This window comes from Klebsiella sp. RHBSTW-00215 (genome assembly GCF_014103785.1).
Classification (GTDB): domain Bacteria; phylum Pseudomonadota; class Gammaproteobacteria; order Enterobacterales; family Enterobacteriaceae; genus Klebsiella.
The window spans coordinates 389,858-415,493 of record NZ_JABXQS010000001.1 but is presented as its reverse complement, the minus strand read 5'-3'; the positions used below and the strand labels follow the sequence as shown (position 1 = coordinate 415,493).

Genomic DNA, 25,636 nt, shown 5'->3' with positions numbered 1-25,636 from the left:
ATCCTTATTGGCCTCCGGAAGGGAAAGCCGACCGGCGGGTCGGCTCGGGGGTTATTTCATGCGCTGTTGCGCTTCTTTCAACAGTTGTTCCAGCAGGACGCCGGGCTTCGGATATTTGCGGGCGAGGATCATCGCGGCGATGATGTAAGGCTTCCAGCTGGCCTCTTTATAAGTGGCGATACGGTATTTTTCGAACACACCTTCGGTAACTTCGCCTTCTTTACAGGAGACGCCGCTGATATCCGCTGGCAGGCAGTGCATATACAGCGCTTCGCCGTCGCGGGTTAGCTCCATCATCTCTTCGGTGCAGTGCCAGTCTTTATGCTTCGCGTTCTGCTCCAGACACTGTCTTTCCAGTTCTTTCAGCGCCGCATGGTCGTTAGCGCGCAGTAACTCGGTACGCTCTTCCATCACTTTGTAAGGGGCCCATGACTTCGGATAGACGATGTCGGCGTCCTTAAAGGCCTCTTCCATGCTGGTCACCTGGCGGAAGCTGCCGCCGGAGGCGTTGGCGTTGCTTTTTGCCACTTCGATAACATCAGGAATCAGGTCATAGCCTTCCGGATGCGCCAGCGTGACGTCCATACCGAAGCGGGTCATCAGGCCGATAATCCCCTGCGGTACGGAGAGCGGTTTACCGTAGCTCGGGGAATACGCCCAGGTCATGGCGATTTTTTTGCCTTTGAGGTTTTCCAGCGAGCCAAAGTGCTCGCGCAGCCAGGCCAGATCTGCCATCGCCTGCGTCGGGTGGTCGATATCACATTGCAGGTTAACTAACGCCGGACGCTGCGGCAGGACGCCCTGCTTGTAACCGTCGTCAAGCGCTGCGCCGACTTCACGCATATAGGCGTTGCCCGCGCCGAGATACATGTCGTCGCGAATGCCGATCGCATCGGCGCAAAACGAGATCATGTTGGCCGTTTCGCGGACGGTTTCGCCGTGGGCGATTTGCGATTTGCCTTCATCGAGATCCTGCTGGGCGAGGCCGAGCAGGTTGAGGGCCGAAGCATAAGAGAAGCGGGTACGGGTGGAGTTATCGCGGAAAACAGAAATCCCTAATCCGCTGTTGAAGACTTTGGTCGCGATATTCTCAGCGCGTAGCATCTTCAGCGCGGCGGCGACGTCGAGGACTTGCTTCAGTTCATCCGGCGTCTGCTCCCACGTTAATAAAAAATCCTTCTCGTGAAGGTGCGAGGTCAGCGAATTGATATCCTTTATCAGCTCATTAACAGTTTTCATTATAAGGTCCCGGTAGTGGAATAACGGCAAGGTGGCTTAACGGCTGTGACTGCGCGATATCACAGCGATACCATCAACTAACAATAAGTGTGCCAGGATTAATTCAAGGCGGCGTCAGTCCTATTTTAGGATGGTTATTTGTGGTTGCGATCACAAATTAACAATGTTATTGGTGGGAATTAATCGACGTAATCGTTTGGCTTTTTAAATATCATTTTTCATCGTCATAAAGAGAATGAGAATAATATTAAGGGACGGGGAGTAAATCGTCATATTGATAAATACGCTGGGGTAATTCTCATATTGATATAGAAATGTGACACCTCTTGCATAATTATCATGACAAAATGATAAACAACCCGCTTTTTATCAAAGGCGTTTTTTTCTGAGTTAGTATCATAGTCCTCTTGCAGTCATCGATATCCTCAACGATCTACCGCTTAAGTGATGCCGGAAGGTAAGTCTATGGTCCTCGCAACAACGCAATCCGTTTTGATGCAGATTCAACCGACTATTCAGCGCTTTGCCAGAATGCTGGCCAGCGTTTTGCAACTTGAGGTGGAGATTGTCGACGAACACCTGTGCCGCGTGGCGGGTACCGGCGCCTACGGCAAGTTTCTGGGGCGTCCGCTAAGCAGCAATTCAAGGCTATTACGCTTTGTTCTGGAAACCCAGCAGGAAAAGGTGGTCACCCATTCTCGCCACGATCCGCTCTGTGAAGGATGTGACAGTAAAGACAACTGCCGTGAGAAAGCCTTTTTGGGCACGCCGGTTATTTTACAAGACCGCTGCGTGGGGGTGATAAGTTTGATTGCCGTTACCCATGAACAGCAGGAGCATATTAACGATAATCTGCGCGAGTTCTCCGATTACGTTCGCCATATATCGACCATTTTTGTTTCGAAACTTCTGCAAGATCAGGGAGGCAATGACAGCATCAGTAAAATATTCGCGACGATGATCGAGAATATGGATCAAGGGGTGCTGGTTATTGATGAAGATAATCGGATGCAGTTTGCTAATCAAACGGCACTAAAAATACTCGGGGTGATGCAAAACACCATGACGGGTAAATCCGTGCGCTTCAGACCGCTCACCTTTGAAAGTAATTTTACGCACGGGCATATGCAACATATTGTTTCATGGGATGATAAAAGCGAACTCATTATTGGTCAGCTGCATAATGTTCAGGGGCGGCAATTATTCCTGATGGCCTTTCATCAGTCGCATACGAGTACCGTCGTGGCGTTAGCCGATAATGAACCGCATATTGAGCAACTGGTCGGTGAGTGCCGGGTGATGCGCCAGCTTAAGCAGTTGATTGGTCGTATTGCCCCGAGCCCTTCCAGCGTGATGATTGTCGGCGAAAGCGGCACCGGGAAAGAGGTGGTCGCCCGGGCAATTCATAAGCTCAGCGATCGCAAAAATAAACCTTTTATCGCTATCAACTGCGCCGCTATTCCGGAGCAACTGCTGGAAAGCGAACTGTTTGGCTATGTGAAAGGCGCATTTACCGGAGCGTCCGCCAACGGTAAAACCGGTCTGATTCAGGCAGCCAATAGCGGGACGCTATTTCTTGATGAGATTGGCGATATGCCGCTGGTGCTCCAGGCGAAGCTGCTGCGGGCTATTGAGGCGCGGGAAATTCTGCCTCTCGGCGCCAGCAGTCCGGTGCAGGTGGATATCCGCATAATCTCCGCCACCAATCAGAACCTCGGGCTGTTTATTGCCGAGGGAAAATTTCGCGAAGATCTTTTCTACAGGCTTAACGTCATCCCGTTAACCCTGCCGCCACTGCGTGAACGTCAGGATGATATCGAGTTGCTGGTGCACTACTTTCTGCATCTGCATACCCGTCGGCTTGGCCTGGTTTACCCCGGCATCGCCCCGGATGTGGTGACGTTGCTGAAGTATCATCGCTGGCCGGGCAATCTGCGGGAATTGAGCAACCTGATGGAGTATCTGGTTAACGTTGTCCCCTCGGGAGAGGTGATTGATAGCACGCTGCTGCCACCGAATCTGCTCAATAACGGCAAAGCGCCCGAGCGTGATATCGCACCCGCCGAGGTGCTGCACGTGCTGGCCGACGACGCCGGAGGCACCGCGCTTGAGGAGATGGAGAAACAGATGATCCGCGAAGCGCTGTCCCGGCATCACAATAAAAAACAGGCGGCGGACGAGCTGGGCATCGGCATCGCTACGCTCTATCGCAAGATTAAGAAATATGAATTGCTGAACGTCTGAACGGCACATTTCCCGGAGGCGATGCTGCGCATCTGTCCGGGCTACCGGCCCGCAGACGGCTGTGAACCCGTAGCCCGGGCAAGGCGCGTCGAGCGCCGCCCCCGGGATGAAGCCACGCCGATGCATCAGGTCCGGCACATTTCCCGGAGGCGATGCTGCGCATCTGTCCGGGCTACCAAACCCGCAGAGCGCGCGGACCCGTAGCCCGGGCAAGGCGCGTCGAGCGCCGCCCCCGGGATGAAGCCACGCAGAGGCATCAGATCTGGCACATTTCCCGGAGGCGATGCTGCGCATCTGTCCGGGCTACCAAACTCGCAGAGCGCACGGACCCGTAGCCCGGGCAAGGCGCGTCGAGCGCCGCACCCGGGATGAAGCCACGCAGAGGCATCAGATCTGGCACATTTCCCGGAGGCGATGCTGCGCATCTGTCCGGGCTACCAAACCCGCAGAGCGCACGAACCTGTATTTCCCGGAGGCGATATCCGACGCGCGTTATTCCTGCTTCTCGCAGGCCTGTACGGCCTGGAGGATCATCTGATAGCCGGTGCAGCGGCACAGGTTTCCCGCCAGCCCCCGGCGGATCTCCAGTACGGTTAGCGGTTGGCTGCGCGGCCTGGCGAGCATGGCGGTTGTCGCCATAATCAATCCCGGCGTGCAGAACCCGCACTGAACGGCCCCCGATTCTGCATAGGCTTTTTGCACCGGTGACAGCCGCCCGGCCTGCTGCTCTCCCTCCAGCGTGCGAATCTCCTTACCTGCGGCCCAGACGGCGAGATACAGGCAGCTGTCTATCGCCGTTCCATCAATCAAAACGGTGCATGCGCCGCACTCCCCGACGCAGCAGCCGTGTTTCACGCTCAATAACCCCTGTTCGCGCAGCAGCTCGGAGAGCGGCATACCCGGCGAGACGCTTAGCTGAAAGACCATTCCGTTGATTCTACATTCGATGGTGATTCTGTCGCTGTGATTCATTGCCATTCTCCTCCCGCCGCGATCACGGCTTCGCTGACCACTTTTTTTGTCATCGTCTGGATAAGGTGCAGACGAAATTCTTTGCTGGCGCGCCAGGAGGAGCGCGGGGTGACGTCCTGCAATACCGCTTCGCCGAGTGTCTCGAGGGTTTGCCGGGTTAACGGGGCGTTTTGCGCGCTCTGTTCAGCGTGTTGGCAGCGGATGGGCGTGGGGGCGGCGACTCCGAAGGCCAGCCGCAGCTCGCGAATGCGACCCTCTTCCAGACAACAGCGTGCGGCACAGCCGATGGTGGAAATATCCATGGCATCGCGCATGGCATATTTATAGTGTGCGCTGCCGGTAAACTCGGCGGGCTGGGCAGGAAAGTGAAACGCCACCACCAGCTCGTCGTGCTCAAGGGATACCTTGCCGGGGCCGGTGTGGAAGCCGTTGATCGGCGTAAAGCGCACGCCTTTCGACGAATGGATCTCCAGCGAGGCCTCGTAAATCAGCGTCGGGGTGGCAGAGTCGGCGCTGGTCGCTCCGTTGCAAATATTGCCGCCGTAGGTGGCGACGTTACGAATTTGCGGTCCGGCGATTGAAGCGGAAGCCGCACTGAGAGCGGGAAGATGGCGCTGGACTAAGGGATGGTCGATAAGCTCGCTAAAGGTGGTGGCGGAGCCGATGCGAATCCCGCCGTGCTCAGTGAGGGTAATGCCGCGCAGCTCCACTAAGGCGTTAATGTCCACAATATGGCGATAACGAGCGTTGTGATGGTGAAGCTGAATTAAAACGTCAGTGCCGCCCGCGAGCAGTTTCGCCTGCGGATTGTTTGCCAGCAGCGCGATGGCCCCGGCGATATCCGGGGCGCGATGGTAGGTCGCGATATCAAACATAGTCTTATCCTTTAATCAAACCCGCTTCGTGAAACGCCTCGAACAGCCGTTTTGGCGTCAGCGGCAGCGTATCGACAGCGACGCCCGTCGCCATTTTGACCGCGTTACGAATGGCGGCGGCAATGGGAATAATCGGCGGCTCGCCGAGCGATTTATGCCCGTAGGCGGATTGCGGCTCCAGCGTTTCAACGAACGCGCTCTCCAGTTCCGGGAGATCGAGCATGGTCGGCATTTTGTAATCCAGCAGGTTGGGATTACGCACTACGCCGCTGTCGGTATCGATAATCATCTCTTCAAACAGCGACCAGCCGATGCCCATCCCCATTCCGCCGTGCACCTGACCTTCCGCCAGCTGTGGATTCAAAATATGACCAGAGTCGTGGACGTTGAGGATCCGGTTAATCGTGACTTTACACAGGGCAAGATCGACGCTCAGGTCAACAAACGTGCAGCCGAAGGCTGGGGGATTGGTGGTGGTTTTCACCGAGCTTTCCGCCGACAGCTGACCGCCGCGTTCCGGATGATAAAACGCGTCCATGGCCAGGTCTTTCAGCGACAGCAGTGGGCGTGTGGGGCGATCGATAAGGACGATATTGCCGCCGATAAGCGTCAGGCTCATGGCCGACTGATGCAGCATGACAGCAGCGTGCGTGAGGATTTTTTCTTTCAATTCCAGCGCCGCTTTGCGCAGCGCGGGCGCGGTGGTATAGCTTTGCCGCGAAGCAAACGCGCCGGGATCGAACGGGGTGACATCGGTATCCTGGGTCGAAATCACGTGGACATTGCTCACCGGGACGCCGACGGTTTCCGCCACCATCTGCGCAAACACGGTATCGGCTCCCTGACCAATTTCCGTCGCGCCGCTCTGGACGTTGATCGTCCCGTCCTGATTCATCAGCAGGCGAACCCCGGCGATCTCAACGCCGACCGGCCAGGTGTTGGAGGTATAGCTAAAGCAGGCGACGCCGACGCCGCGACGGATATCGCCCTGCTGATTCTGATATTCAGCGCGGCGTTTATCCCATTCAAACAGCTCGCGGCCTTTTTGCAGGCACTCCGGCAGCCCGGCGCTGTAGATAACTTTGCCAGTGAGGGGGTTGGCGTCCCCTTCGCGGGCGACGTTGAGTAAGCGGACATCTATCGGGTCTAGCCCCAACGCGGTGGCGGCATCATCGATCATCGCTTCCACCGCAAAGACGACCTGCGGCGCGCCGTATCCGCGCATCGCGCCCGCCGAGGGCAGGTTGGTATAGCAGGTGGTGGAGCGGTACCCGTAGGCGCTGCGTGGATAGAGATACGCCACTTTGTTGCCGCCCGCCGAGGCGATGGAGTGGCCGTGCGAAGCATACGCCCCGGTGTTAGACAGCACGTCGAGACTGTAGCCTTTTAAGATGCCGTCGCGATTGATGCCCATCCGTCCGTCGATGGTAAACGCATGTCGCGTGCGGGAGGCGAGAAAGCACTCTTCGCGGCTGAGCGAGACCTTCACCGGAATGCCGCCGAGCTTGCTGGTCAGGAAGGCCGCCATAGGCTCTTCTAACACGTCCTGTTTATTGCCAAAACCACCGCCGACATAGGGCTTAATAACCCGCACGCAGGACCACGGAATGCCGAGCGCCTGACCGACGACCCGGCGCACGATGTGGGGGATCTGGGTGCTGGTGACGATGGAGATGCGGGAATCCTCTTCCATCCAGGCAAATGAGGTGACGGTCTCCATATGGCAATGTTGGATGACCGGCGTTTGATAGTGCCCCTGAATCTGCAGGTCTGCGGTTTCAATCGCCCCGGCAACGTCTCCGGCGGCCATTTCACTCTGTTTGAGCAGATTGCCGCCGGGATGGATTTCGACGGCTCCTTCAGCCAGCGCGGCCTCCGGGGTGGTTATCACCGGCAATGGCTGCCAGTCGACCTTAACCAGCAGCGCCGCTTTCTCGGCGGTCAGTTCGTCCCTGGCCACCACAATTGCCACCGCGTCACCGTGATGACGGACGTGACGGGTCAGCAGATAGCGGTCGGCGGCGTCGCGTTTACCCGCCTCCAGCGTCCAGGCGTGGCCTGCGGTGGCAAACGCAATATCCGGCACATCTTCCCAGGTAAATACCGCCAGCACGCCGGGCACATTTTTGGCATCGTCGCAATTGATGCTGTTGGCAAAGCCATGCGCGATGGGGCTGCGAACATATTTGGCATAACACATGCCTGCCATCACGTAATCATCGGTGTATCTGGCCCGCCCGGTCACCTTGGCAATGGCATCCACGCGCATACATGACTCACCGGTAACGGTCGCTTCTCGCGATTCCATAGTCGTCCCCCTGAAATGAAGATTTGGCTCGCAAGCCAATACCTAAAACAGGCAAGAATTACGCCAGAAGCGGAAATTACGGTAGGTAAGTCAAGGAACTGTGATGACGTTAAAAGTTGTGGCCGGTATGGGGTGGGGAGGGAGAAAAAACGCCGCGCGCCGCGTATCATTATGAGCTTAATCAAATCATTATGATACGCGACGATAGATTCTATCAGGCAACCAGCGTCGCCCATAAATGGGAGAACGGCATCACCAGAACCAGTCCGGGCAGCATATTGGCGACCGGGAACAGCTTGATGTTACAGATACGCAATCCGGTCGCTACCATCAGCAGCCCGCCTGCGCAGGAGAAATCCGCCATCATTTCAGGCGAGATCATCGGCAGGATAACCACCGCCAGCATCGCTAACGCCACCTGAATAATGACCTGCGGGATAGCGATAGTCATCACCGCGTAACCCAACAGCGTGGCGAAGATCCCGGCGGTGAACAGATCGAGAATCGTTTTGATGTACAAGATTGACGGGTCGCCGCTCATCCCTTCCGTCATCGCCCCGAAAATGCCGGTGCCGCTGGCGCAAAACAGTACCAGGATAGCGACAAATTTCTCAGTGAACTCTTCGTGGCTCAGGCCCTGCACCGGGGGAAGCACTTTATTGATAAGGCCACGCGTTGAGCCTGCCGCTTTACCGATGCCCTTTTCCAGATGCAGCAGTTCACCGAGAATTGCGCCGATCACCATCGCCAGCACCACGGCGGGCATATATTTCACTTTCAAAACCAACGTAATGCCAAGACCGACGGAGCACAGGCCGAAGGTCATCGGCAGCGCCGTTTTTACGCGATCGGGGAGCTTACCGCCCGCCGCTGCGCCAATAAGTCCGCCAATAATCACGGCGGCTCCATTTACATATGGGCCGATTAACATTGAACAATTTCCGGTTAATTAAAACTTAGCTCGCCCTCGCCCCAGCGAGGGATGTTGTTGACCTCAAGGTCAAACAGGTCGAGCGCGCGATTCACGCTATGAGTAATGATGTCGTCTGCCGTTTGCGGGCGTTGATAAAGCGCCGGAACCGGTGGGAACACAATCCCGCCCATTTCCGTCACCGCCAGCATATTGCGAATATGGCCGAGGTTGAGCGGCGTTTCGCGGGCCAGCAGCACCAGACGGCGGCGCTCTTTTAGCACCACGTCCGCAGCCCGGGTGAGCAGGTTGTCGGTCAGACAGTGGGCAATGGCACCCAAAGAGCGCATTGAGCAAGGGGCGACCAGCATCCCCAGCGTTTTGAATGAACCGCTGGAGATAGAAGCCCCCAGATTGCCAATGGGATGCACCACGTCAGCCAGCGCCATCACCTCGTCCAGCCGATAATCCGTCTCCAGTTCGCAGGTTTTCTCCGCGCCTTTCGAGACCACCAGATGGACTTCAACAGGAAGCGGGCGAAGTAACTCCAGCGCCTTCACACCGTACTGAAATCCTGATGCTCCGCTGATACCAATGATGATGCGTGCCGTCATGGGGGTCTCCTTTATTCGAAATCCGGCAGGAAGCGCTTCACGTCCACGTCTTTAAATTTGGAGCGCTGGAAGTTGTGCTTCAGGTGGAACGGTACCGTACAGTCGAAAATGGTTTTGCAGGACATCCCCTGTTGCAGGATGCTCGGGCTGTACTCCGGCACCTGGGACGGGTCGAGCGGGTGGCAGCGCACGCCGGGGATGGTAATGGTGTCGACATCGCCCTGATAGCGAGTTTGCATCGCCCACAGCACGTCGTCGCTATCGAAAATATCCACGTCTTCATCTACCAGAATCACGTGCTTCAGTTCCGGGAAGGCGGAGAAGGCCAGCAGGGCCGCCTGGCGCTGACGCCCTTCATCGGCTGGGGAGAATTTTTTAAATTGCAGCACTGCCAGTAGTTTGCCGCCGCCAGCGGAGTGGGCGAAAACGTTCAGCAGTTTGCCCGGCATCGCGCGTTCCACCATATCCAGAATGCTGGCTTCCGTCGGAATACCTGCCATATTCACATGTTCTTCGCCCGGCCCGACGGTGGTGCGCCAGATAGGGTTGATGCGATGGGTGACCGCTTTCACTTTAATCACCGGGATAGCCTCTTTGGCTTCACCGGTATAGCCCGGGAATTCCGGCATTGCGCGGCCGGTATTGGTGTTCTGATCTTCACGTACGCGCACGTTTGGCAGCAGTTCGCCTTCAATGACGATCTCGGCGTGAGCGATGGCTTTTTCATTGATGGTTTTACACTGCACCATTTCAACCGCTTTGCCGCGCAGCGCGCCCGCAATGCTCAGTTCGTTGAAGCCCAGCGGCGTGGTCGGCGGCTCGAAGCAGGCGGCAATCTCAATGGCCGGATCGACACCGATACTGATCGAAATCGGCAACGGTTGGCCAGCGGCCTCTGCCTTCATGCGGAAGGCGTCGATATGGCGGCCCGGCGTCAGCCACATGGAGAGTTCGTCGCGGCTCTGTACGCACAGGCGGTGAATGGTGATGTCGGATTCGTGGGTTTCCGGGTCGGAGGCGTAGCACAGGCCCATGGTGATATACGGTCCGGCGTCCTCTTCGGTGTTGGTTGGAGCGGGCAGCAGCTTGCGCAGATCGAAATCGGCATCGCTTGCCAGATGTACCACTTCCTGACATACCGCTGGACCTTGAGCCATCACTGGCGCTATTGCGTTTTCTACCGAATCTTTAAGCAGATGCCCCAGCTTTGCTGATTCGCACTGGAGAAAATGGCTGACGCGCTGGCGGGAGCCGTTGAGGCCAATCGCCACGCTGATATCGTTAAATCCTTTGATTTTGTTAAACACCATCACCGGGCCGTTTTTGCGAGTCGGACGCTGGCAGGTGCCGCCTGCGCCAACGTAGCGATAAACCCCGGAGAGCTCCGCGTGCGGGTCAACTTCAGTATCGGTTTCGACGTATTCGCCGGGAAGGGTTTTCAGGAGTTCGAGCGCTGAGCGTAAATCATGTACTGTTTTGTTATCAGTATTTGCCATGGGATGTTCCTTCAGAAAAGCAGTTTTGCTACCGGCACAATATTTTTCATCGCCCTTTTAAACAAATACCGTTTAGCGGAGGCTCAGTAGATCAAAAAAGTTTATTTTAAGAATGTGTTAACGGATGATTAATCAATATGAGGTGAAGTGGCGCTGGCTTTTTATTTAGCTGCGTAAGTGTGATACTGATAAGAAGATAAATCATGGGTGGCAATGATGGATTTAAAGCGCTTACGTTACTTTTGTCGGGTGGTGGAGCACGGTTCCGTCAGCCAGGCGGCGAAATCACTGAACATGGCTCAGCCGCCGCTCAGCAAGCGGATTCAGGAGCTGGAAGAGGAGCTTCAGGTATCGCTTTTTGTGCGTCGTGGTAACCGCATTGAACCGACTGAAGCCGGCTTTTTTCTTTATCGCAAAGGCTGCGAAATATTACGTCAGGTAGAAGATGCCGCCCGTGAAACAACAGATATCGCACAGAAAAACAGAACTGAATTGCGAATTGGCTTAACGCATCTTTATCAGAATTATTTTAAACCGCTCTTAATGGAGCTATATCGGCGTAACCCTGAAACATCGATAAATATCTCCGTTACCGACTCCAGCCATCTTGAGACATTATTAACAGAAGGCGCAATCGACCTGGCGTTAATACAGCGGCCCTATCGAAGCGAAGGCTTTGATTATGTCTCTTTTGACCCGATCAAGCTGGTGGCGGTGATTAATAAAAAATGTCTGTCTGGGCCGCCTTCAAATCCGTGCAGTTACACTTCACTGGCGGTGCTGCCGCTGGTGTTGCTGCATCGGGCAAAGGATTCAGGGACTTACGAGATGCTGATGGAGCTGTTTCGTAAGTCCGGGGTAAATGCGAAGGTGATTATGCATATAACCCAGCCGGGGGTGATCCTCGACTGGCTCGAATCTGGCCTTGAGGCTGCGACGCTGCTGCCGTCTTCCGAAGTTGATGCTGACAAACTTAGCCAGTGCTACGTGGTGGAGGTATTCCCCTCGCCGCAAATATTCTATCCGTCGCTGGTGAAATTGCCATCTATGTCTTATCTGCCCGCGCTAATGGATATTATCGCCCAGGGATATCCATTTAATACTTCTGGATGAAGGGTTGAGATTGGGGATCGTCCTACGGACTGGTATGATAATCGCCCCTGGTTTCGAGGTGAGAGTTCGTGTTGAGCGCAGGACGCCTGATGAGAAAACGTTTTTTTATCACCATAATGTTGGTGAGCAGCCTGATCGTTGCAGGGTGCTCCAGTTCATCTGATTCCGGTTCCACGTATACCGTGAAGCGCGGCGACACGCTGTACGCCATTTCGCGCACTACCGGTACCAGCGTCAGGGATCTGGCCCGACTCAACAATATTTCACCGCCCTATACCATTGAAGTAGGGCAGAAGCTGAAGCTGAACAGCAGTTCAGGAACCACTGCGAAATCGGGATCATCCAGCAAAAAATCATCAGCCAGCCGCACCGCTGCCGTGACGCCATCCTCGGCGGTACCGCAATCATCCTGGCCTCCGGTCGGACAACGCTGCTGGCGCTGGCCAACCAGCGGCAAAGTGGTGTTGCCGTATTCATTAAGCGATGGCGGTAATAAAGGTATTGATATCGCCGGGAAGCGCGGCCAGCCGGTTTATGCGTCCGGTGCGGGCAAAGTGGTGTACGTGGGCAACCAACTGCGCGGCTACGGTAACCTGATTATGATTAAACATAATGAGGACTACATCAGCGCCTATGCGCACAACGATAAGCTGATGGTGAATAACGGTCAGAGCGTGAAGATTGGCCAGCAGATCGCCACTATGGGCAGTACAGATACTGATTCCGTACGCCTGCATTTCCAGATTCGCTATCGCGCAACGGCTATCGACCCGCTGCGCTATTTGCCGCCGCAGGGCAGTAAGCCTAAGTGCTAAAAGGTTATTTTATCGGCAGTTAGCGCAGTTTGGGCTTGTCAGCGAGTGCGTAAGGTCTATAATGGCCCTCGCACTTCTTTGCGGGCGTAGTTCAATGGTAGAACGAGAGCTTCCCAAGCTCTATACGAGGGTTCGATTCCCTTCGCCCGCTCCAGATCTCCTGAATAATCAACAAGTTAGATTATTCAGTTAGTTAAGTTGCCCTGCAAAGCAGGTACAACTTAAACTACCCATTGTACTACGCCCGCACCTGCCGCGTGTGTGGTCAGTGGTATAAGGGGAGCATACCACCACGCTGGCAGTAGTTCTATCGTTCATACTGCGACAGTCCAACATGAACAAAAGATGCCTTTACCAAGGCTTTAAACCTCTCCCAAAACCCTTGTCAATGTGGCTCGCGCTTCGTGCGGCGCTCTATGATGCAACACCTTGTGAAAGGTCGCAGAGAATAAACAGGCGTAATGTTGGGAAGACTAACCGGATCGGGAAAGAATCCGGCTCTGCCACGGTTTCAGCCACCGGATCACAACGGCTACCTGATAAGAGGCCATGACAAGGCATCATCATTCCCGCGAGGGGATCACATATGGCTCGTTCTTCCCTGTGAAGGAAAAAGAGCTAACTGCGGATGTCGCTTCGCTCCGCCTCTCCTTATGTGCCCAACACGGCACGTAAAGGTCACTTATTGCCTTCGGCACCATTTGGTAGGGTATTTTTGCATCTGGATTTGTCACTGCGATTTTCTGTAGCCTGCCTTTGTGGCCCCAGTGTGAGGGCCGATCTGGAGGCAATCATGGCGAAGAATGCAGCAGCAACCAAACGCAACAACCGTAAAATTCACGCTCGTAAGTTTCTGGCGACACCAGAGGGCAAAGCATGGCTTGAACGGAAGAAGGCAGAAGAGGCTGAGTTGAAAATGGTCTCGGAGGCCCGGAAATTTATCTGATTGTAGGTAATTACAAAAAGACGGGGATCACTGTTTTGCCTTATCTCCCGCTGAAAAATCTGATGATATGTCGACGGCGCTGATCGATAGATGTATCCATCACGGCGCTAAATGGTTTCTATTGCCTTGCATCAGATAATTGCGCAAACTACGAACCATCTGTAACTAAAGATGAATCTTGGCTATTAAGGGATTGGTGATGGCAGAAAAATCTAACCGAATTTACAAGTATGGAGAGCAGCCGATAAGAATCACTACTGTTCAAGTAGTCGAGAAACAGTTCGAAGGAGCGGCAACGGTAAAGCAAGTTGATGATTACCTTAGGACATTGTTTCCGCATTATCGAGACAACACGCGCTCAAACCTTGTCATTAACACTGTCAATTGCAACAGAAGCCATTGGGATTGTAATAAAGTTGCGAGGAGATCAGATGATGTGACTCATCGTTACCATGAGTATGACCGTTTGTTCAAGCGCGGGAACATTTTTGAAATCTATCAACCCTCTTTACATGGCATTTGGGAGCTATACCAAGATTTACAGGGTAAATGGTGTTACCGACAAGTAAAATCAACGTTTGAACAGGCTGTAGAAGCTGCTGCAAAATTATCCCCCTCTAAACGAAAGCAAATTTTAGCGATAGAAAGTAAAAGCCCTGAACTAACGGAAGTAACAACGAGAGTTTATAAGCGAAGCCCGTATGTGGTTGCTGAGGTTCTTTCAAGGGCTAATGGCAAGTGCCAAAGCTGTAAGCGTGATGCTCCTTTCCTGAAAGAAGATGGCACACCATTTCTTGAGGTTCACCACATTGAGTGGCTTTCAAGGGGAGGCGACGATTCAGTGGAAAATGCTATTGCATTATGCCCCAATTGCCATAGGCAAGCTCATTACGGTGTTTTGGAATTAATGGCGGTTAATAAGCAAAACTGAACATAACTTCTCATACAGGATGCCATGAAAAAACTCGAATGGGGTAAATACGCGCTGATCTATTTGGCGGGGTTTCTGACCAGTTTCAGTGGTGCTTTAGATAGTTTAGTGAAAATTCCTTCGTCGTATAAAGAATTAAAGAAGACATACATCTACGATAGCGAATTTTTAACAGGTCAATGGTCAACAAATGCTGAATACTTAGCGGACAGTGGCGAACTGGGATTAGATCCTTCACAACCAAAGATGACTGTGAGTATGGATGCATCCGAGGACGGAAGCGCGAGCGGTGAAATGATGAGTGAAAAAATCTGTGACGCTCTACCGCTTACATGGGACATTAGGCTTGAAGCAGATGCGCCAACATTCCGTGATTTCTTTTTTAACCGTAAGTTTTATTTAAAGCAGTTGCATGAGGGCAGAATGCAAACTGTGGCAGCATTGGAATTAATTAACGAGGATAGAAAGCGTGGCGCAATGACGTTTAAAGTTGTTGGTGATGGTACAGGCGCACTGCCGAAGCAAATAACATTGGCTAAAAATCTCCCCCAGTTTAAGTCTGATTTCAAAGAGTTGTCCGATTATTGTGCAGAATCGCCGATGAGATTCTGGAAGGATTATTATCAGAAGCAAGGCAAAAAATTCCCATGAAAAGGGGGCATAGCCCCCATCGTATTACTCTCTCAAAGCCTGTAGCCACATCATTAGCAAATGAAGCTGGCTTCCAGTCATCGCCGGGATTTTAACCGCCTGACCGGCTTCGATGTTGCGAAGCGCGAGCGCTAACGCCATAATGTTGCTGTTCTTCATTCCTGACTCTCCGTCGGTTTTGTTGAACATGGCGCGGGCTGTCTACCGCCAAGCACTCAGCCTGCGCCGCCTTCTCTACTGCTTGATTAACTGCCTGTTGTACTGCGCTCCTTAGGTTCTTCGATAGCAGATGCCGCTGTATAACCGTCCCGGCAAACGTCACCGTCTTCGTGTAGACCTGAACCACGGCCCCACACCAGACGAAGCTGGCGAGAGCTTCTTCCTTCTTCATTAATTTGAATCCTCGGTGTCGAAGGTTTTGACTGACGCGCAATGCTTGCTCAGCGTCACGTAACTAAATGAATAGATAGAATTTTCATAACGGCAAAGCGTCTTGCCGTTGGCTGTCTCCTCTTGTTCAGTGAGTTGCATCGTGATCCGTCCGGCGTGTGCTGGCTGACATGCCAGCAGGGCCAAAACTGTTAACACTGATGTTGTGCATTTTTTCATCATTACCATTCCTCCCCGAGAGAATATTCTCCCGCTAATGTGTCAGCCGTCTCCTGCGTGAACCCGATGTAAAACAGGGTCGAAGCCGGGTTGGCCTGGCCCAACAACTTTGTGATGTGCTCCAGCGGTGCGCCGTTCTCAAAGAGAATGCGGCCTTTGCTCTTGCGTGGTGTATGACTTCCCACATCCTGGAAACCTGCACGGCGTCCGCACTTGCCGTACTCCGTCAGCACTGCGTTGTGTGAAACTGGCTTACCCTTCGATCTCAGATCAGAAAGGCTGAATATGTAGTCACCGAATTTTGGGCGGTCTGCTGCTTCTTCCCGGCGAGCTTGGACTATGGAGCGCATAGCCGGGGTAATGGCGACCTTATGAATTTTCCCCGTCTTCTCCTGCTTTATAGAAAGATGCGTCTTACCCTCCGCGAACTGATCCCACGTCAATTTGACGGCGTCACCGAACCGAAGAGCGCTTTCAAATTGCATCGCCCAGAGGCAGCGAAACAGGTTCGTCTTTTTGTTCTTTGCTAACTCCGCGCTGACTGCTTTCACTTCGTCGGCGGTTTTCAACGCGACCATTGCGTTACCCATATTCTCCCCTTGCCGCCGTGCGGCTCTGAATCTTTCAATGGATGTATTTTTGATCAAAAACAGTAACATGGAAAGTGCTTTAATTTAATAATCGCACTAAATGATCAAAAAATGGGCGCAGGTTGTACACAAGGAATGTTCATGCAAACACCTACCCGCCCGCCGGGGAGAATCACCAATATGAGGTCATGCCGTAAGCTGGCTGGGAAATATCACGCCCCCTCGCGGGGCGCTGGTCAAAGTGGCCCGTCTTTTGTGTGTCTCGTTCACGAAAATATCCCTGCACACCAACAGATCTGCTTGACGTACACTCACACCCCACGGAAAAAGTCAACAGTCTTTCGCAAATATCTTACTGGTCAGGTTATCGAGTCCCGCCCGAGTCCCGAGCACCAGATCAGAGAAGTGAATAAACCTTGCCTGATCCTGCATAAACGATGCATATAAAGGCTGTCTGATGATGTGAGCAGGCTCATCTACGTATTATCAACCACTTGGAGAGTGGAGACTGTTAGTCTTCACTTTCGGCGCTTCGATCTTCTTCCTCCAGTTTGGCGCAATTTCCCACCAACATGACGGGCGATATGTTCCGGCTCCTGGCCCAGATCTTGCCCTCTCCTCACAACGTGTACGGCCTCAGTCCTTCCACCCTCTGGCAAGCACTCCCACGCTTTACCAGAAGCACACCACGACGATTTCCCTTGCAACCTGAATCACGATAACCACAATCAAAGCACCCTCCAGAATGCGTCCCATGTGCCTGAAAATCGGTCTGAAAGCGAGGTGATTCTCATTTTTTCTGGCTTTTGGCGAAGGAATTTTTTTTCAACGAAATGCGGCGTGGATGATGCGGATTTGGTTTAGCACCGCGATGAACAGGCGAGCCATGATATCGGCAGACAAATTTAACGAACCCGCGCCACGGCTGGCGCTCAGGCCATACCGCTGTATAACCTCCACCATAACGAAGGTCGCAACTTGACCATCTCCAAGAGCGGGAAGTTGCCCGGACGGGTCGAGGTAGGGCGTATTTAATTGTAATTGATCATTATTATCAGGCTATTTAATGGCATTTATTTTGAGAAAAGCTCGCCGGGTGGCGGCAGACGTAACCCAGGTGATTTTCACCGGGGTGGGGTAGGGACAACATGGTGTCCCTGGTGCAGGCGTTAGCAGAGTTTGCACATGGCTTAAAAGTCTTTTAAAAAGATCTTTAGGTGACTTAAAAGTCTTTGAGAAAGTTTTTTAAGTGGGTTTAAAAGTCTTTGAAAAAGTCATAGAATTAAATTAATACAAACCGGAATTAGATCAATACAAACCTGAATTATCATGCGGTCTTCCCTGGCCGTGAAGACCTTACCGCAGGGCAAACGACCAACACCTTTTGAGATCGCCATTGTGATGGCTATCTGTTTGTTGGTCTCTGTTCAGACGCATACGCGCCACGCTTCGCGATATGAATCGCCCATGCGGTGACTCGTTATCCTGTTCTGACCGAACAGGCTCGCCACCTTTTGGGCAGCAAGGGCAACAGCCCGCGCAGTAATTTGGACACATTGTCACGAGGAGTGTAACCCGCAGAGTCAATAGGGGCGGCGAGAGTGTGGGCCGGGACATAATAAGCAAACATCATTAAGCAACGTTCGTGCCAATCATGCTTCATGCCCCGCGAAATCCTCAACGAGAGGGGGCTGCGCGGGGCTGTAACACCTTGGGCAATACGATTGTAGCGGGTAGGAGTCAGAACGCGTTACAGCGCCTTACATAGCGTTTTAGCGTACACGCTTGCGATATGGCATTTTTCATCATTGACGCTTGACATTGGTTGTGCATATCTGTAAATTGACTTATTACATAATCTATAATTATATAAATTAAATGAGAAAATACATTGACAAATAGTCTCATATACTGTAAACTGTATATCGTAGACTGGGAATTGCCCCAGCCGGAATAACCATCACATACATAGGGGAAATAATGGGAAAACCCGCCCTGCTGGACTTTACCAGCGCAACTGCAAACGAGATCGTCGAGGCCATCGACGCTGGAATTACAACCGCTCAAAATTTGCACGCATTCCGTTCCCGCATGGGTGGGGCTGCAAAAGCCGATAAACTCTACCCAGAGACACGCCAGGCGCTGAACATCCTGAAACGCCTGAAATCACAGAATCGCGGCGCTAAAAACATCAAAAAAATCCTCTCTCCGTATAACGCTGAATTGGCAAAAGGGCGTGACGTGATCGAAATCATCCAGCCCGTGCTGACCGCGTGGCGCTTATTTTACGCTCGTCAGGGCGCGGGCTTGCTCAATGATCAGGTGCTGCTGCTGAAAATGGTGGAGGCGGCTGGCGAGCTTGAGAAGCTGACAGGCGAACCCGTCCCGGATATGGCAACGACGGATTAACAGAGAGGATAACCATGAAACTTTCGCTTGATGACGAAACCTACGCGATTCTACGCGAGGAGTCGGATCGCCTGGGGATGCCGGTTCCCAGAATGATCCGCATCATGTGCCAGGACATGGCGCGGAATATTAAAAAAAGAGACGCCGTGAACGCCTGATAACGGGCCAGCCACTACCCGAATCACTAACGAACCCACAGGGAATGAACAATGAGAGTAAAAAAAACTAAACTGCCGCAGACACCACCGCCAGACGAACCATTCACCAACATTGAAATGCGTTTGGTTTGCGCTGACAGCATCCGCATCCGCAATACAGGAGAGGTCATAACATGGAAACCGGACATGTTCCGCGTTTATCTGTACATGTTCAATCAGATAAAGGGATTCGAGGCCAGCGGCGGTAAGTTTTTTCAAAAACGGGAAAAAATCTGGAAATGCTGCGGTGTGTCCCGTGACCGACTGGATAAGATCCTAAAATCCCTTTTGAAGATAGGGTTAATAAAGGATACAGGAGAGAGACGGACAGCCCCAGGCGCTCCACGTGGGATGGTGGTTTATACCGCTTTCCGCCTTATGGAGGTGATTGGAAACCTGGAGATCATCTTCGCAGAAGATGACGGCGAGCCTGTTTGGAATCACGAACGTGCCAGCGGGAACGCGGCCAAAAAATCCGAGGAGAAGCAGGGAAATGGTAATGGTCATGAAGAAGCTACAGAAGCTACAGAAGCTACAGAAGCTACAGAAGCTACAGAACCGCAGACAGAATCCGCCAACCAGCCCGCAGACACATCCTTTGGTCAGAGTGCTGACGTGGCCCCTAAGTCTTCCCCGTTTGTTGCTGGACAGCGCTATAGCGTGGAATCTGACGATGATCGCACCGAGGGTAATAATTCGGGGAATCTGGAAGTCCAAATCTTTGATGTGCACGGCGTCATTACTGAGGCGTTTATTAACAGCCTGACTGGTGATGTGGCTCCTAACCGCAACGCTGACGGCACATTGCAGAGTTTCCGTTACGTCTATTGGGTGGCACGTCACACCCAGGACGAGCGAGACGGAATTTCGACTCGTACCAAAGATGAATACATGGCAGAGGCCCGGCCCTGGCACATTCCACCGCACCTGTTATCGACACCGACAACAGAGCCGGAATACGACGAAGATCCTAAGTTTTAACGCGAGGTAAAATGATTGAGAAATGCAAGGCGCTGACCGCCAACCAGAACACAGACTTACCCGAACCAGCGTCACCAGATGACGTTAACGAAGTTAACTCGCGCAAAGCGGGCTGCACTGAACCAGAACAAAAAACAGACCAATCAGCAAAGATCGATCTACCCGACCCAGATTTAACCCGCTTGTTTAAAAACCGCGCTCGCGACGGCGACATAATCAAAAAATGCAAAATCATGCTGGTCGCCGGAGTACCTCCGGGCAAAGTCGCGCTGCTGCTGCGTCTTCCGCTGGAACGTGTTATCGAATTGTACAATAGCTCTTATAACCCAAGATGCAGGCGCTTTGCGAACCCGAACAACGGGAGATTGATAATAACGATGTGGCACGAGGGCGCGATGCTCGCAGATATCTGTCAGGCGCTTGGCTTGCCCTTATTTACCGTGGTGATGTCCCTCCGGGGTGATGGGGTTACCAATGCCGCAATGGCTCCACGGATGCCAGAGTACGATGATCCGCTGTATGTTGAATATCGGCAGGTTGTGGCCCGAAAAGCTGCGAGCAAATCGCGGCCTATTCAAATAAACCCTGTTCGCCGCGTTAGAAAAAGCCAACAAACCACAACAGCGAGCCAGACCGCGACGGCTTGACCTTGAATCTCATAGACCTTTTACCATACCTGCCCGTTGCTGCTGGCGTATCGTTGCGCCCGTGACGGGCTGGTTATCCTATTAAGGAATAAAAACAAAAATGAAAAACTTACTCAAAACCGTTCGCGATTCCATAGCCGCAGCCATGAACGGGCGCACCATCGAACAGATGGAAACCGAACAGCGGCAGGACGCTGTAAAAGCCGCCGTTGATGACTACCTGACCCGCCACCCTGATTGGAAGCCGTCAACGAAGCCAGCGCCGAAAGCTGCGCCAGTGAGAGACAGCAAGCAGAAATCTAAACGCATCATGAAAAGCCTGGGTGTAGGAGCTGGAACCTTTACACCGCACATTGTGGACGAAGCGGCATTGGCCCGTGCTCGTACCAAATGCCGGGAGATAGTCGCCGCAGATCCGGCAGCATACTCATATATTATCGAATCCACACCGATTAAAAGGGTGAATGATTGAAGGTAGAATTGCTGATACTGAATGAGTTACCGACTGATTTTACGTGAAATTTGTTGATAATGATTATCATTCGTGGTAAAATACTAACATAGGGTGATTAATGGATTCGAAAGAGTCCTACTGCGAACTACAGCCAATTGAACGTAATTTAATCTCCTCTCAGGCGCTGGCTCCTTGATACCTTGCACGGGCCATCTTTGCTTCCCAGCGCCGCCTATTCAATCCCAGCCCGGTTTTGCCGGGTTAGGAAAGCTAACGCCCGTAAAGGGCGCTGCAAAAGATAATCCTGCCGTGGTATTAGCCTGCCGCGATGGGGTTTGCCATAAGCCCCGGCTCTCCTCCGGGCCATCTTGCCACGATGAAAACTGGCATCGAGCGCACGGCGATGATTAGAGGTCTCCCGCTGTGTTGCTCACCTTTTCCCAGCCCGGTAAAGCCGGGTTATCGGAAACCGATAACGCCAGTTCATGGCGCTGCATTTCAAGATCAGAAAAATAATAACAACGCTCATCGCTTGTCCTCCGGGGTGGTTCTTCTGCCGCCTGGTTTTTTTCTGACACCTATACCCCGTCAATTATGACGATAGGGCCAACAGGCTGCTATACCGGCGATGCTGCAACATCATCGTGAAACGACTGAATAACCAAACAAAAACTTTATGGAGTGACAATTTATGCTTATGTACGAAGAAGACTTATCCCCGCAGGATGTGATCGCGTATCGCGATGATCCGGTGTTTTCACACAAAACAATCACATTCGCCACCCTGGCTGTAGATACCGTCCCCGGCACACTACTGACCCCAGCGGGTGCAGCCTATGCGAGCGGCGCTAATGTTCTGATCGCGCTGGATAGCCACAAGGCGGGGAGCAACATCCCGGTAATTGTGGTGGATCGCGGCTGCGTCCTGAAACGTAACGGTCTCCGGGCTGCTACTCCAGCGGCTCTGGCTGCTGCCATCACGGCTATTGAAACCAGCGGTTTAAACCGCGTTTCTGTTTCTGAATAATAATAACGATAAGGAAATCATAACGATGACTATTTCTACCTCTGGCTTTAAGATCAATTACTACAGCGGCGCGTACAAAGAACGCTTCGGTGATAACTTCCTCTTGCAGGCGCTGGACATCTTCAAAGATAAAACAAGCCCACTGCCTAAGCGGGAGATCGACGAGCTTCACGAAAATATGCAGGCCGTCGCTGCCAGTGTTAACCGTTACTCGACGGAAGTTGACGTGACCGAACGTCCACGCAGCAAAAACCGCCTGATCGAAATTCCACACTTTGTGACGACTGGGAATATTGGTGCTGAATCATTCCAGGGGCGACGCCGTAGTGGGACTCAACGTCAAACAGACATTGGCGAGTTAGTTTCCGATGAGGGCATTCGCCAGTACCTGAAATTTCGTCAGACGAAAGAATTCTACCTGGCCCGCGCTTTGTTCTCTGGTCAGGTTCTTGCACCGTATACCCAGGATCGGCCAGTGCTCGATTTTGAGGATGAATTCGGTCAGACCGTCGCAACTGCCAGTGTGGATGCTACCAAAACTGGTAACGGCCCGTTAGAGGATCTGGATACCGCAGCAAACGCGATGCGTTTTGCGCTGGGTGGCTGGCTCAGTTCCATGCGTGGTGTCGTCGTTCTATGTTCACCAGAGGCTTACAAGGCGATCAAGTTCCATCCGTCTATGCTGACTTTAATTAATCATGGTGTGCTGCCAGATAGCAACCTGTTTAACGCCAGCGTAAAGGCGAGCCTGCCAGCGTTTCAGGCGATGACTGTTGACGGCCTGACCTTTGTTAATACCGGCCTACTGTACCGCGACTTCATCCCGGCTGGGCAAGCGTTTATGGTTCCGGTGTTTGGTGCAAACAATCTGGTCGGTAGCGATCTGCAACCGTTTGAATGCTACCACGGCCCTGCATCTCGTGATGCTCGCCTGGCGGCTGTGGAAGCGGAAAGTCTGTTCTTCCAGTACGGCTGGGAAGACCATCTGCACAATCAGACCATTCAATCAGAATATGGCCTGCTGCCGATCTGCTACAACCAGAGCATGATCACCAAGCTGACGGTTAACACCGCCGAAGCGTAATCAGGTGAAGCAATAGCCCGGAAGGGCTAACGGTTTTGGGGCGGCAATTGCCGCCCTCCGTCATACTGGAGAGGTAAATACATGCAATTGAAAATCCTTGGCGTGGGAAACTCGCCGCTACTGTCGGTCAAGGTTAAGACTCTGGACGATGCCAACTTGCTGAACGTCTCCGCGCTCGCGCGGCTGATCGGAATTCCCCGAAGCACTTTCCTGAGCAAAGTCGCCAGCATCGGCCTCGATCAGGCGCTCTTGTTCTACGTGAAACAGCAAAAGCTGAAAGATGCTATCTGAGCCGGACGGATAAAACCGCCCGGTTTTTTTTGATCAATACTCAGAGCAAATACTCTGAACTTTCCCCATCCATCGGATCATATTCTCAGTTCTATTTTTTGTTAGATCATACTTTCCTTGTATGCCAAGACATAACATCTTTGTATTGTCATACATCCTTTTTTCACCATTATTTTTATATAATAAAGATGACTGGGCTAAAAGAGATACATCCTCTGACATTTCTTGTTCACCTGCATAAGGAGTATCGGCATATGACGCAAGAGTTGAAAATGAAACTAATGATGCAAATAATATTTTTTTCATTATAGGCCCCGAAACTAATTGTTATCATTCGAAAAATCACGATTTAAATCTTTAGCTCTATCGACTAATTGATGGTTTTGTCGTATGAGAAACATATATCCGTGTTGGCTTATAAAATTCAGGGAGTTATATGTGTAAGCAACTTGGAATAAAGATACACCCTTATTGTTTTGAGAGTAACCAATACTTGCTCCATAGCCCCAAAGACCCGCTATAATTAACAATATGATGATGATGGTTTTTTTTATCATTTTTTTTGCTCACATTTCCTGTATGGTTTTTTAAATGTAATTGTAATTGTAATTATTTATTGTTTTTTGTCACCTAAATTTTCTTGTAGGTTACCAAATTAACATAGGTTGCTAACTCCTTCATGCTGGCCCCCTGGCTGTAGGTGCGGAATGCTTCGGTTTTCGCTTTCTGTTCTGTATGCCCGGTGATGGAACCAATTCTGCTTTCGCTAACTCCGGCACGGTCTAAGCAGGTGATGAACATCCCGCGCAAGCTGTGAAAGCATTGACGAACAGTTGCAGTGGGCAAGATATGACCACGCAAGCGCGTGAACTTCTGGCTATACCACGGGCCTTTTTTCCCATCCTTCCTGATAATCCGGTTTGACGGCGGTAGTAGGTAGTCGCCGTGGTTCTGGCTCAGGTATTTATCGACGATCCCAACAAGTAAGCTATGGATTGGAACATAGCGAATCCCCGCCTTTGTCTTCGACTTGCTGATGTAAAAGCAGCGGATACCCTCAATCACAACAATCTCATCCTTACGTAGGCTTGCCAGTTCATCGAGACGGCAGCCGGAATAAAGGCCCATCAAGATCAAATCCCGGATCACCTCATCCGCACCGTCAAGCAGCGCTTTTATCTGGGTTAGCTCGAATGGTTCGTAACTTTCGATTGTGCGCCTTGCTTCCAGATTGTGATTGTGGAAGGGGTTTCCCTCGGGGATGGCATCGTAAGATCTCAGAGCGAACTCGTACAGACTGCCCAGGCAGGTTAGCCAGTTTTGTAAAGTCTGACCCGCAACCCGCTCTTGTTGTGTTCTGATGAATTGTGTCACTACGCGCCGACCAATCAGATCAATCTTGATGTCTGTTTCCTGGATGGTGGCAAGAAAGACCTCCACAGCGCGGGCTGATTTGCTCAGAGTGGAGTAGGAGCGACGGTTTTTGTAGTTTTCGCTGTACTCATCGCGTATCTCGCAAAGGGTGGGGGACGTGGTTTTATCCTCGTCTGGCTTGCCGCGCCTGTCCTCGATCTCATTGTTGGTGCTTACCTCCTGATAGAGAGACGCGATAGCACCAGAGATGCGTTTCTCCTCAGTATCCGGCTTTAACTTCTCTTTCAACTTATTGAATTCAATAAGAAGATGGTTTCTGAATTGCCGAGCCTTAACTATATCTTTTGTGCCCGTGGACTTGCGCCAGGCGCGCTTATGTCCGAATGCGTGGCGCATGTATTTAGGTACGAAGATCTGGAAAATCCACAGCCCGGATTTGTTCTGAAAAAGGTACTGATTGTTGTTGATCGCCATGACATTGATCCTCTATAGTCACGCAATCAGGTACAGCGCCCTGTACAATATCGAGATGGAGTGAACGAGAGCTTCCCAAGCTCTATACGAGGGTTCGATTCCCTTCGCCCGCTCCATCTATTTTATCTTATAAATCCATCGGTTACACTCAAATCTTATACCCATACGCACGAGATCCGATTTCGTAAATCTCCTACAAAAAACCTCGTGTTCACGATAGCGGCTGCTAGCATCCAGGCGTATTTTATCTACACGTTCATTGTGTAATTCGCTAGTCTGGTTAGTACAGAAATTGCCCTTACCTTTACTTTGATACATTCCACTACAAATCTGCGCATGGCTAAGAAGTCAGCCATATCGACAACACTCTGCCCATTTATCAGGA

27 protein-coding genes and 1 tRNA gene are annotated in these 25,636 nt (G+C 52.1%); 15 read left to right on the top strand and 13 right to left on the bottom strand.

Annotation, left to right across the window (positions count from 1 at the left end):
- Positions 1 to 51 precede the first annotated feature (51 nt).
- On the bottom strand, positions 52 to 1,239 hold the full coding sequence (gene ygeW, locus HV127_RS02010; protein ID WP_130624347.1) for a knotted carbamoyltransferase YgeW: 1,188 nt from the start codon (positions 1,237 to 1,239) through the stop codon (positions 52 to 54).
- 465 nt (positions 1,240 to 1,704) lie between these two features.
- Here ygeW and HV127_RS02005 point away from each other — a divergent pair, with 465 nt between their 5' ends.
- On the top strand, positions 1,705 to 3,483 hold the full coding sequence (locus HV127_RS02005) for a sigma-54-dependent Fis family transcriptional regulator (protein WP_182234816.1): 1,779 nt from the start codon (positions 1,705 to 1,707) through the stop codon (positions 3,481 to 3,483).
- A gap of 492 nt (positions 3,484 to 3,975) precedes the next feature.
- On the opposite strand, the gene xdhC is transcribed toward HV127_RS02005, so the two are convergent.
- The 6 genes from xdhC to HV127_RS01975 form a co-directional block, all read right to left on the bottom strand.
- The gene (xdhC, locus tag HV127_RS02000) at positions 3,976 to 4,455 is read right to left on the bottom strand and encodes a xanthine dehydrogenase iron sulfur-binding subunit XdhC (protein WP_182234814.1); all 480 of its coding nucleotides are present in this window, start codon (positions 4,453 to 4,455) and stop codon (positions 3,976 to 3,978) included.
- Complete coding sequence (gene xdhB, locus HV127_RS01995) at positions 4,452 to 5,330, bottom strand: xanthine dehydrogenase FAD-binding subunit XdhB (RefSeq protein WP_182234812.1); 879 nt, start codon at positions 5,328 to 5,330, stop codon at positions 4,452 to 4,454. Before xdhB ends, xdhC begins: the two co-directional genes overlap by 4 nt.
- A 4-nt stretch (positions 5,331 to 5,334) precedes the next feature.
- The gene (gene xdhA, locus HV127_RS01990; protein ID WP_182234810.1) at positions 5,335 to 7,638 is read right to left on the bottom strand and encodes a xanthine dehydrogenase molybdenum-binding subunit XdhA; all 2,304 of its coding nucleotides are present in this window, start codon (positions 7,636 to 7,638) and stop codon (positions 5,335 to 5,337) included.
- A 214-nt stretch (positions 7,639 to 7,852) separates the two neighbouring features.
- A complete protein-coding gene (locus HV127_RS01985; protein ID WP_182234808.1) occupies positions 7,853 to 8,569 on the bottom strand; it encodes a DUF554 domain-containing protein in 717 nt (238 codons plus the stop codon).
- A gap of 14 nt (positions 8,570 to 8,583) precedes the next feature.
- On the bottom strand, positions 8,584 to 9,162 hold the full coding sequence (locus HV127_RS01980; protein ID WP_182234806.1) for a UbiX family flavin prenyltransferase: 579 nt from the start codon (positions 9,160 to 9,162) through the stop codon (positions 8,584 to 8,586).
- Positions 9,163 to 9,173: 11 nt separating this feature from the next.
- A complete protein-coding gene (locus tag HV127_RS01975; RefSeq protein WP_182234804.1) occupies positions 9,174 to 10,658 on the bottom strand; it encodes a UbiD family decarboxylase in 1,485 nt (494 codons plus the stop codon).
- 216 nt (positions 10,659 to 10,874) lie between these two features.
- On the opposite strand from HV127_RS01975, the gene HV127_RS01970 reads away from it, so the two are divergent.
- The 6 genes from HV127_RS01970 (at position 10,875) to HV127_RS01945 (ending at position 15,114) form a co-directional block, all read left to right on the top strand.
- Entirely contained in the window at positions 10,875 to 11,771 is an 897-nt protein-coding gene (locus HV127_RS01970; RefSeq protein ID WP_182240535.1) for a LysR family transcriptional regulator, read from the top strand.
- An 89-nt stretch (positions 11,772 to 11,860) separates the two neighbouring features.
- Positions 11,861 to 12,586 (top strand): amidase activator ActS, encoded by a 726-nt coding sequence (actS, locus tag HV127_RS01965; protein WP_182234802.1) that lies wholly within the window; start codon positions 11,861 to 11,863, stop codon positions 12,584 to 12,586.
- 80 nt (positions 12,587 to 12,666) lie between these two features.
- Positions 12,667 to 12,740: transfer RNA gene (locus HV127_RS01960), tRNA-Gly, on the top strand.
- A 639-nt stretch (positions 12,741 to 13,379) separates the two neighbouring features.
- A complete protein-coding gene (locus tag HV127_RS01955) occupies positions 13,380 to 13,532 on the top strand; it encodes a hypothetical protein (protein WP_168191999.1) in 153 nt (50 codons plus the stop codon).
- A 199-nt stretch (positions 13,533 to 13,731) separates the two neighbouring features.
- Positions 13,732 to 14,463, top strand: coding sequence for an HNH endonuclease (locus HV127_RS01950; RefSeq protein WP_064379999.1), 732 nt, complete (start codon positions 13,732 to 13,734; stop codon positions 14,461 to 14,463).
- A gap of 24 nt (positions 14,464 to 14,487) precedes the next feature.
- Positions 14,488 to 15,114 (top strand): hypothetical protein, encoded by a 627-nt coding sequence (locus HV127_RS01945; protein WP_040215118.1) that lies wholly within the window; start codon positions 14,488 to 14,490, stop codon positions 15,112 to 15,114.
- Positions 15,115 to 15,138: 24 nt separating this feature from the next.
- Here HV127_RS01945 and HV127_RS32005 read toward each other — a convergent pair whose 3' ends face one another.
- The 3 genes from HV127_RS32005 to HV127_RS01935 all read right to left on the bottom strand — a co-directional run bounded on the left by HV127_RS32005 (position 15,139) and on the right by HV127_RS01935 (position 16,313).
- Positions 15,139 to 15,273, bottom strand: coding sequence for a hypothetical protein (locus tag HV127_RS32005; RefSeq protein WP_254915114.1), 135 nt, complete (start codon positions 15,271 to 15,273; stop codon positions 15,139 to 15,141).
- A gap of 231 nt (positions 15,274 to 15,504) precedes the next feature.
- Complete coding sequence (locus tag HV127_RS01940; protein WP_040215145.1) at positions 15,505 to 15,723, bottom strand: hypothetical protein; 219 nt, start codon at positions 15,721 to 15,723, stop codon at positions 15,505 to 15,507.
- A gap of 2 nt (positions 15,724 to 15,725) precedes the next feature.
- Entirely contained in the window at positions 15,726 to 16,313 is a 588-nt protein-coding gene (locus HV127_RS01935; protein ID WP_040215122.1) for a tyrosine-type recombinase/integrase, read from the bottom strand.
- A gap of 1,980 nt (positions 16,314 to 18,293) precedes the next feature.
- Between HV127_RS01935 and HV127_RS01930 the strand changes: the two genes are divergently transcribed.
- From HV127_RS01930 to HV127_RS01910, 5 genes are all read left to right on the top strand, one after another.
- On the top strand, positions 18,294 to 18,722 hold the full coding sequence (locus tag HV127_RS01930; protein WP_117073748.1) for a hypothetical protein: 429 nt from the start codon (positions 18,294 to 18,296) through the stop codon (positions 18,720 to 18,722).
- A 14-nt stretch (positions 18,723 to 18,736) separates the two neighbouring features.
- The gene (locus HV127_RS01925) at positions 18,737 to 18,880 is read left to right on the top strand and encodes a hypothetical protein (RefSeq protein ID WP_182234800.1); all 144 of its coding nucleotides are present in this window, start codon (positions 18,737 to 18,739) and stop codon (positions 18,878 to 18,880) included.
- 51 nt (positions 18,881 to 18,931) lie between these two features.
- On the top strand, positions 18,932 to 19,900 hold the full coding sequence (locus HV127_RS01920) for a hypothetical protein (protein ID WP_182234798.1): 969 nt from the start codon (positions 18,932 to 18,934) through the stop codon (positions 19,898 to 19,900).
- An 11-nt stretch (positions 19,901 to 19,911) separates the two neighbouring features.
- The gene (locus HV127_RS01915) at positions 19,912 to 20,547 is read left to right on the top strand and encodes a hypothetical protein (RefSeq protein ID WP_071557269.1); all 636 of its coding nucleotides are present in this window, start codon (positions 19,912 to 19,914) and stop codon (positions 20,545 to 20,547) included.
- A gap of 100 nt (positions 20,548 to 20,647) precedes the next feature.
- A complete protein-coding gene (locus HV127_RS01910; RefSeq protein ID WP_182234796.1) occupies positions 20,648 to 21,019 on the top strand; it encodes a hypothetical protein in 372 nt (123 codons plus the stop codon).
- Positions 21,020 to 21,408: 389 nt separating this feature from the next.
- On the opposite strand, the gene HV127_RS01905 is transcribed toward HV127_RS01910, so the two are convergent.
- Positions 21,409 to 21,579, bottom strand: coding sequence for a hypothetical protein (locus tag HV127_RS01905; RefSeq protein WP_182234794.1), 171 nt, complete (start codon positions 21,577 to 21,579; stop codon positions 21,409 to 21,411).
- 113 nt (positions 21,580 to 21,692) lie between these two features.
- On the opposite strand from HV127_RS01905, the gene HV127_RS01900 reads away from it, so the two are divergent.
- The 3 genes from HV127_RS01900 to HV127_RS01890 all read left to right on the top strand — a co-directional run bounded on the left by HV127_RS01900 (position 21,693) and on the right by HV127_RS01890 (position 23,403).
- Complete coding sequence (locus HV127_RS01900; RefSeq protein ID WP_182234792.1) at positions 21,693 to 22,028, top strand: hypothetical protein; 336 nt, start codon at positions 21,693 to 21,695, stop codon at positions 22,026 to 22,028.
- Positions 22,029 to 22,053: 25 nt separating this feature from the next.
- Positions 22,054 to 23,112, top strand: coding sequence for a major capsid protein (locus HV127_RS01895; protein ID WP_182234790.1), 1,059 nt, complete (start codon positions 22,054 to 22,056; stop codon positions 23,110 to 23,112).
- A gap of 81 nt (positions 23,113 to 23,193) precedes the next feature.
- Complete coding sequence (locus tag HV127_RS01890; RefSeq protein WP_148852919.1) at positions 23,194 to 23,403, top strand: hypothetical protein; 210 nt, start codon at positions 23,194 to 23,196, stop codon at positions 23,401 to 23,403.
- Positions 23,404 to 23,436: 33 nt separating this feature from the next.
- Here the strand turns inward: HV127_RS01890 and HV127_RS01885 are convergent, their stop codons facing one another.
- Both HV127_RS01885 and HV127_RS01880 read right to left on the bottom strand, forming a co-directional pair.
- On the bottom strand, positions 23,437 to 23,709 hold the full coding sequence (locus HV127_RS01885; protein WP_148852917.1) for a hypothetical protein: 273 nt from the start codon (positions 23,707 to 23,709) through the stop codon (positions 23,437 to 23,439).
- A 324-nt stretch (positions 23,710 to 24,033) separates the two neighbouring features.
- Positions 24,034 to 25,251, bottom strand: coding sequence for a tyrosine-type recombinase/integrase (locus HV127_RS01880; RefSeq protein WP_148852911.1), 1,218 nt, complete (start codon positions 25,249 to 25,251; stop codon positions 24,034 to 24,036).
- Positions 25,252 to 25,636 lie beyond the last annotated feature (385 nt).

What these genes read in the sequence shown, in the direction of transcription:
- HV127_RS01975 (WP_182234804.1), bottom strand. Translation starts at nt 10,658, where the DNA reads ATGGCAAATACTGATAACAAAACAGTACATGATTTACGCTCAGCGCTC.
- HV127_RS01970 (WP_182240535.1), top strand. Translation starts at nt 10,875, where the DNA reads ATGGATTTAAAGCGCTTACGTTACTTTTGTCGGGTGGTGGAGCACGGT.
- HV127_RS32005 (WP_254915114.1), bottom strand. Translation starts at nt 15,273, where the DNA reads ATGAAGAACAGCAACATTATGGCGTTAGCGCTCGCGCTTCGCAACATC.
- HV127_RS01910 (WP_182234796.1), top strand. Translation starts at nt 20,648, where the DNA reads ATGAAAAACTTACTCAAAACCGTTCGCGATTCCATAGCCGCAGCCATG.
- HV127_RS01880 (WP_148852911.1), bottom strand. Translation starts at nt 25,251, where the DNA reads ATGGCGATCAACAACAATCAGTACCTTTTTCAGAACAAATCCGGGCTG.
- HV127_RS01950 (WP_064379999.1), top strand. Translation starts at nt 13,732, where the DNA reads ATGGCAGAAAAATCTAACCGAATTTACAAGTATGGAGAGCAGCCGATA.
- HV127_RS01980 (WP_182234806.1), bottom strand. Translation starts at nt 9,162, where the DNA reads ATGACGGCACGCATCATCATTGGTATCAGCGGAGCATCAGGATTTCAG.
- HV127_RS01935 (WP_040215122.1), bottom strand. Translation starts at nt 16,313, where the DNA reads ATGGGTAACGCAATGGTCGCGTTGAAAACCGCCGACGAAGTGAAAGCA.
- HV127_RS01925 (WP_182234800.1), top strand. Translation starts at nt 18,737, where the DNA reads ATGAAACTTTCGCTTGATGACGAAACCTACGCGATTCTACGCGAGGAG.
- HV127_RS01900 (WP_182234792.1), top strand. Translation starts at nt 21,693, where the DNA reads ATGCTTATGTACGAAGAAGACTTATCCCCGCAGGATGTGATCGCGTAT.
- HV127_RS01920 (WP_182234798.1), top strand. Translation starts at nt 18,932, where the DNA reads ATGAGAGTAAAAAAAACTAAACTGCCGCAGACACCACCGCCAGACGAA.
- xdhC (WP_182234814.1), bottom strand. Translation starts at nt 4,455, where the DNA reads ATGAATCACAGCGACAGAATCACCATCGAATGTAGAATCAACGGAATG.
- HV127_RS01985 (WP_182234808.1), bottom strand. Translation starts at nt 8,569, where the DNA reads ATGTTAATCGGCCCATATGTAAATGGAGCCGCCGTGATTATTGGCGGA.
- actS (WP_182234802.1), top strand. Translation starts at nt 11,861, where the DNA reads ATGAGAAAACGTTTTTTTATCACCATAATGTTGGTGAGCAGCCTGATC.
- HV127_RS01955 (WP_168191999.1), top strand. Translation starts at nt 13,380, where the DNA reads ATGGCGAAGAATGCAGCAGCAACCAAACGCAACAACCGTAAAATTCAC.
- xdhA (WP_182234810.1), bottom strand. Translation starts at nt 7,638, where the DNA reads ATGGAATCGCGAGAAGCGACCGTTACCGGTGAGTCATGTATGCGCGTG.
- ygeW (WP_130624347.1), bottom strand. Translation starts at nt 1,239, where the DNA reads ATGAAAACTGTTAATGAGCTGATAAAGGATATCAATTCGCTGACCTCG.
- HV127_RS01945 (WP_040215118.1), top strand. Translation starts at nt 14,488, where the DNA reads ATGAAAAAACTCGAATGGGGTAAATACGCGCTGATCTATTTGGCGGGG.
- HV127_RS01915 (WP_071557269.1), top strand. Translation starts at nt 19,912, where the DNA reads ATGATTGAGAAATGCAAGGCGCTGACCGCCAACCAGAACACAGACTTA.
- HV127_RS01930 (WP_117073748.1), top strand. Translation starts at nt 18,294, where the DNA reads ATGGGAAAACCCGCCCTGCTGGACTTTACCAGCGCAACTGCAAACGAG.
- HV127_RS02005 (WP_182234816.1), top strand. Translation starts at nt 1,705, where the DNA reads ATGGTCCTCGCAACAACGCAATCCGTTTTGATGCAGATTCAACCGACT.
- HV127_RS01940 (WP_040215145.1), bottom strand. Translation starts at nt 15,723, where the DNA reads ATGAAAAAATGCACAACATCAGTGTTAACAGTTTTGGCCCTGCTGGCA.
- HV127_RS01890 (WP_148852919.1), top strand. Translation starts at nt 23,194, where the DNA reads ATGCAATTGAAAATCCTTGGCGTGGGAAACTCGCCGCTACTGTCGGTC.
- HV127_RS01885 (WP_148852917.1), bottom strand. Translation starts at nt 23,709, where the DNA reads ATGAAAAAAATATTATTTGCATCATTAGTTTCATTTTCAACTCTTGCG.
- HV127_RS01895 (WP_182234790.1), top strand. Translation starts at nt 22,054, where the DNA reads ATGACTATTTCTACCTCTGGCTTTAAGATCAATTACTACAGCGGCGCG.
- xdhB (WP_182234812.1), bottom strand. Translation starts at nt 5,330, where the DNA reads ATGTTTGATATCGCGACCTACCATCGCGCCCCGGATATCGCCGGGGCC.